This window comes from Solihabitans fulvus (assembly GCF_008386585.1).
GTDB classification, from domain to species: Bacteria; Actinomycetota; Actinomycetes; order Mycobacteriales; family Pseudonocardiaceae; genus Solihabitans; species Solihabitans fulvus.
The window spans coordinates 1-203 of the sequence record NZ_VUOB01000187.1; the positions used below are offsets into that span (position 1 = coordinate 1).

Annotated in this window: 1 pseudogene; it reads right to left on the reverse strand. The window is 70.4% G+C overall.

Annotated features, from left to right (window positions below):
* Positions 1–203 (reverse strand): annotated as a pseudogene (locus F0L68_RS41215) (NAD+ synthase); the annotation flags it as partial.

The window sequence follows — 203 nt, forward strand, 5'->3', positions numbered from 1 at the left end:
CGTAGTCGTCCAGGACGGCGTCGAGCACCTCGTAGTCCGGCAGCGAGTCGCTGTCCAGCTGGTCGGGCCGCAGCTCGGCCGACGGCGGCTTGGTGATCGAGTTCTCCGGGATCGGCGGCACCTCGCCGCGCTTCTCGGCCTCGGCGTTGCGCCACTTCGCCAGCTCCCACACCAGCGTCTTGGGCACGTCCTTGATCGGCGCG